This window comes from Mesorhizobium sp. M7A.F.Ca.CA.004.12.1.1 (assembly GCF_003997835.1).
Taxonomy (GTDB): domain Bacteria; phylum Pseudomonadota; class Alphaproteobacteria; order Rhizobiales; family Rhizobiaceae; genus Mesorhizobium.
Genome location: NZ_RZRK01000513.1, coordinates 1 through 4,475 on the forward strand (window position 1 = coordinate 1; position 4,475 = coordinate 4,475).

Consider the following 4,475-nt stretch of genomic DNA (forward strand, 5'->3'; position numbering starts at 1 on the left):
AGCTGGTTCACGCCCGCCTGCAGGAAAGAGGCGGCCGGATCAGCGTCCGGCGCGCCAGTTGCGGTCAGGAGCGAGAAGATCGTTCCGATCGAGACGTTGGTGTCGATGTTGGAAGAGCCGTCGAGCGGGTCGATCGCGATGGCTAGTGGCGCTTGCCTGTCGAGCAGGACCGGCTGCTCCAGTTCCTCGGAGGCGTAAAGCGCGACAGGCGCCCGGCGCATGGCGTCGAGGAAGATGTCGTCGGAGAAGACGTCGAGATCCTTCTGGACGTCGCCGTCGGCATTGGCGCCACGGGTTTCGGCAAAGGCGGCGCCGAGCACCCCTTGGTTGATGGTGTTGCGGACCTTGATGGCGGCCTGTGTCAACTGACGGACGGTCGTCACAACTGCCGAGCGGAATTCGTCAGGCTGGCCGAGATAGGAGTTCAGAAAAGCGTCGAGCGTTGCCGCTGGCATCGTAACCTCCCGGTCCGGCCGCATCTCCTCGGAGCGGCTGGACTGGAGGAATGGAAACAAACGTCGCGAGATAAGTAAAATTCAATAACTTTACTTAGCCAGTAAAAATAATTTAGTATGCGGCATGAGGAACCTCACGCTCAAGCATTTCAAGACCATCCAGGCAATCACCAAGTGCGGCAAAATTGTCAGCGCGGCCAAGATGTTAGGTCTGTCTCCTCCAGCGCTGACAATCCAGTTGCGGCAAGTGGAGGAAGAATTCCAGCTGGCTCTGTTCGACCGAACGTCGGACGGCATGCGTCCCACTGCCGCAGGTCGGGCTTTCGTCGAGACAGCGCAGGTTATCGAGGAGCATCTCGGTTTGCTCGAAGACAAGATGGATGCCATCAAGGGCGTACGCACCGGCAGCCTGAGGCTCGGCGTCGTTTCCACTGCCAAATATTTCGCGCCGCGGCTGATGGCTGCGTTCATGAAGGACCATCCCGACATCGACATGCGGCTTGCCATCGGCAACCGCGCCCAGACGATCGACAACCTCAGGAACCACGACATCGACATCGCGCTGATGGGGCGCCCGGCGAAAGAGGTTCCGGTGCGTGCTTCGGTCTTCGGCGATCACCCGCTGGTCATCATCGCGCCGCCAGACCATCCGTTGGTCGCGGCGCGAGATATCTCCAAGGAGCGGATCGCGGAGGAGCATTTCCTTATTCGCGAGCCCGGCTCCGGAACCCGCATCTCGCTGGAAATATTCCTGAGCGACGTGCCTGGCCGCATCGACGATCTCGGTGTCGAGATGGCGTCGAACGAAACGATCACGCAGGCGGTGATGGCCGGCCTGGGCATCGCCTTCATCTCTGCCCACACCATCGCTGCGGAAACCGAAGCAGGCCGGCTTGTCATCCTCGACGTTGTCGGCATGCCGATCCGCCGGCAATGGTTCTCAGTGATGCGAACCGATCACGCAATCTCGCCGGCCATGGCCACGTTCAACGATTTCCTGATGCGCAAGGGCGCGATGTACCTGCCCCTTTTCGGAAAGCTGTATCCAGACAAGGCGGGATGACATTGCACGAACGCGACGGAAAGTCCGGTGGAGAACGCCCGCGATCGTTGGTGTTATATAAGCGATGTGTTATGTTGCAGTGCGAAAGAGCGGGGGCCACGTCCTTTCACACCCGTAAGCGATCTGTATGTGCAACCCCTGCAGACTGTTCGGAAATCTCCCGGGTAGGGTTCGGGAATTCGATGGGGAAAAGGGGTAATGCTTTACACACTCGTTATGATGGTCTGCCTGACGGATATACCGCGGACCTGCGAACAACGCGAACAAATGGTGGACGGTCTGGCGATGAATCCCGGGACTGCCTTCATGCAGGCGCAGCCGCTGGTGGCTCGGTGGATCGAAACACATCCCGGTTATTTCGTGCAGCGTTGGCGTGTGCTGCCTGGCAGGGAGTCATGAGACAGGCAGCCAAGCTCTATTTCTTCACGACGAGCGTTTCCGAGACGGTCTTCGACAACTGGTAAAGCCGCTGCTCGATTATCGTGGGCACATCGCAGACATAAGTCAGCGACTGGACCCGTTCGGTGAAAATTCGCGTCGCGAAATTCAGCTGGTCGGTTCGCCGTTCGACTTCGTCCGGATCCGCATCGGCCTTGGCGCGCAGCGCGTCGACTTCGGATGCTTCCTTGCGCAACTGTGCCGCCATTTCGAGCTGTTTGTGCGCATAGCGGGAGATGCCGGAGATCACGTGCGAACGCTCGGCGTCCATATGCTCGAACATTCCCTGCACCAGCATCGTCATTTTTGGTGCGACCTGCTCGGGCGGCAGGGAAGTCGCGAAATCCTTGATCTCTTTTTGGGCTTCGGCAATCGGCGTCCGCCGGGCCGCCACCGCTTCGACAAGCGCCGACACACGGGCATCCTTCGCCCAATCTTTCGCGGTCGCAGGAAGCTCCGGCCCATTCCAGATCTGGCCAAGCGAGAGCCGTGGCACCTTACGTTGTATGCAAGGCCAGTCGGGATCGGTGTTTGCCGCGCCGGCGCCTCCCATCAAGGCAAGCGTGGCGACCACAACGAGAGTGTGAACAAGTCTCATTCGCGCCATCAGGCGTTTCCTCCCATGTCCTGCTTGCGGATCACCAAACCGCGCGAAGGGTCGTATGCGATAATGGCGCCGCCCAGAAACAGCAGCGTGCAGCCGGCCACGACGCCCAGCGACAGCCATTCGATCTGCCCGTAGAAGGCAAAGCGGATCAGTTCGACGGCATAGGTGAACGGGTTGCAGAGGCAGATTTTGTAGAGCAGCGGGCTCGCCTCCTGGATGCGCCACAAGGGATACAGCGCCGGAGACGCGAAATAGCCGGGAAAGATGACGAAGTTCATGATGCCGGCGAAGTTTTCGAGCTGCTTGATCAGCGAAGACAAGAGCATGCCGAGCGCGCAAAGCATCATGCCCGACAGGAACAGTGCCGGCAGCACATAGAGGTAGCCGAGTGGCGGCGCCTTGACGCCCCACAACCAGGCAACGATCAGGAACGCGTAGACCTGCACGATCGATACGGCCACGCCGGCGAGCATCTTCGACACCAGCAGGAACCAGCGCGGAAACGGGCTGACCAGCAGGATGCGCATGTTGCCCATCTCGCGGTCGTAGACCATCGACAGCGAAGACTGCATGCCGGAAAACAGCAGGATCATGCCGCAAAGGCCCGGCGTGATATAGACCTCGTAGAGCACATAGGTCTTGTAGGGTGGGATGATCGACACGCCGAGCACCTGGCGAAAGCCGGCGGCGAAGATGAACAGCCAGACGAGCGGCCGGACCAGCGAGGAAATGAAGCGTTCGCGCTGGTGCAGGAAGCGCAGGCATTCGCGCAGGACGACGCCTTTCAGGCAAATGAGATAGTGGCGCAGGCCGAATGGTTCAGACCGCACTGGCATGATGCCGGCGAGCTTTCCAGGCATCGCAGGAGCGCTCATGGCGACGTCTCCGCCATGCCCGCCGCATCGACGCGGCTGAGCTTCGAAAAGGTTTCGCGAATCGAACTTCCACCATTCGCACGGATCACATCCGACACCTTGCCGCTCGCGACCAGATCACCCCGCCGCAGTATGACGACATGGTCGGCGTCTTCGACTTCGTCGATCAGATGCGTGGCCCAGAGCACGCCGATGCCCTCGGCTTGGACGAGCTTGCGGATGGTGGCGAGGATGCCCGCGCGAGACTCGATGTCGAGGCCTACGGTCGCCTCGTCAAGCAGGAGCAGGGAAGGTCGGTGCAACAGCGCCCGGGCGATTTCGATGCGCCGCATCTGACCCCCGGAGAGGCTGCGTGCCTTGTCATGCTGGCGGCCCTGCATGTCGACCGTTTCAAGCAGCGCGGCAATGCGCTGGCGAGCGTCGCGTCCGCCAATGCCATGCAGCGAGGCGTGGTATGAGAGATTCTGGTAGACGCTGAGGTCGAGGTCGAGCGTGCGTGCCTGGAACACGATGCCGACGCGTCTGAGTGCTTCGCCGGATGCGCGGCGAATGTCATGGCCGAAGATGCGGATCGATCCGTGACGCGTGTCGTAGAGGTGGCTTATCAGTGAGAACAGCGTTGTCTTGCCGGCCCCGTTGAGGCCGAGCAGAACGGTGAAAGTCGCCGGCGCGATCGAGAAGGAGACGTCGTTGAGCGCCCGCTTCTGGCCATAGGAATGGCTGACGGCACCGACATCGAGCGCCGCCACCTCTTCTCCCGGACCGCTTGTCCTCATATGCTGCATGCCGGGCCGCTCCTTCAGGACGCGTTGGCTATCTGGCGCCTTGATCGCCTTTTGTCTCACTTGATCGTAATCTTGCCCTTCAGTCCCTTGTCGGCAAGGTCGGGAACCGACCAGGTATATTCGCCCGGGCGAACGGTATGGAACTGCACCTGGATCGTTCCCGCGTCGTCGAATTCCAGCCAGGCTGGTCCGCCGTCCATATGCACTTCCAAATCGTTGATGACGATCTGGTCCATCCAGACATTGCGGAAG

General features: G+C 60.5%; 5 protein-coding genes and 2 pseudogenes. 2 read left to right on the forward strand and 5 right to left on the reverse strand.

Annotation, left to right across the window (positions count from 1 at the left end):
• Positions 1 to 455 (reverse strand): annotated as a pseudogene (locus tag EN984_RS23860) (class 1 fructose-bisphosphatase); the annotation flags it as partial.
• Positions 456 to 579: 124 nt separating this feature from the next.
• Between EN984_RS23860 and EN984_RS23865 the strand changes: the two are divergent.
• Together EN984_RS23865 and EN984_RS23870 are read left to right on the forward strand one after the other, a co-directional pair.
• A complete protein-coding gene (locus tag EN984_RS23865) occupies positions 580 to 1,518 on the forward strand; it encodes a LysR family transcriptional regulator (RefSeq protein ID WP_127383989.1) in 939 nt (312 codons plus the stop codon).
• Between the two features lie 198 nt (positions 1,519 to 1,716).
• Positions 1,717 to 1,917 carry a hypothetical protein gene (locus EN984_RS23870; RefSeq protein WP_127269848.1) on the forward strand — a complete coding sequence of 67 codons (201 nt, stop codon included), beginning with the start codon at positions 1,717 to 1,719 and terminating at the stop codon, positions 1,915 to 1,917.
• A gap of 16 nt (positions 1,918 to 1,933) precedes the next feature.
• On the opposite strand, the gene EN984_RS23875 is transcribed toward EN984_RS23870, so the two are convergent.
• The 4 genes and pseudogenes from EN984_RS23875 to EN984_RS23890 form a co-directional block, all read right to left on the reverse strand.
• Complete coding sequence (locus tag EN984_RS23875; protein ID WP_236382787.1) at positions 1,934 to 2,530, reverse strand: hypothetical protein; 597 nt, start codon at positions 2,528 to 2,530, stop codon at positions 1,934 to 1,936.
• Positions 2,531 to 2,562: 32 nt separating this feature from the next.
• Positions 2,563 to 3,399, reverse strand: a complete 837-nt coding sequence (locus tag EN984_RS23880) for an ABC transporter permease (protein WP_050580490.1) — start codon at positions 3,397 to 3,399, stop codon at positions 2,563 to 2,565.
• Between the two features lie 35 nt (positions 3,400 to 3,434).
• Entirely contained in the window at positions 3,435 to 4,223 is a 789-nt protein-coding gene (locus tag EN984_RS23885; RefSeq protein WP_127269842.1) for an ATP-binding cassette domain-containing protein, read from the reverse strand.
• Between the two features lie 56 nt (positions 4,224 to 4,279).
• Positions 4,280 to 4,475 (reverse strand): annotated as a pseudogene (locus tag EN984_RS23890) (hypothetical protein); the annotation flags it as partial.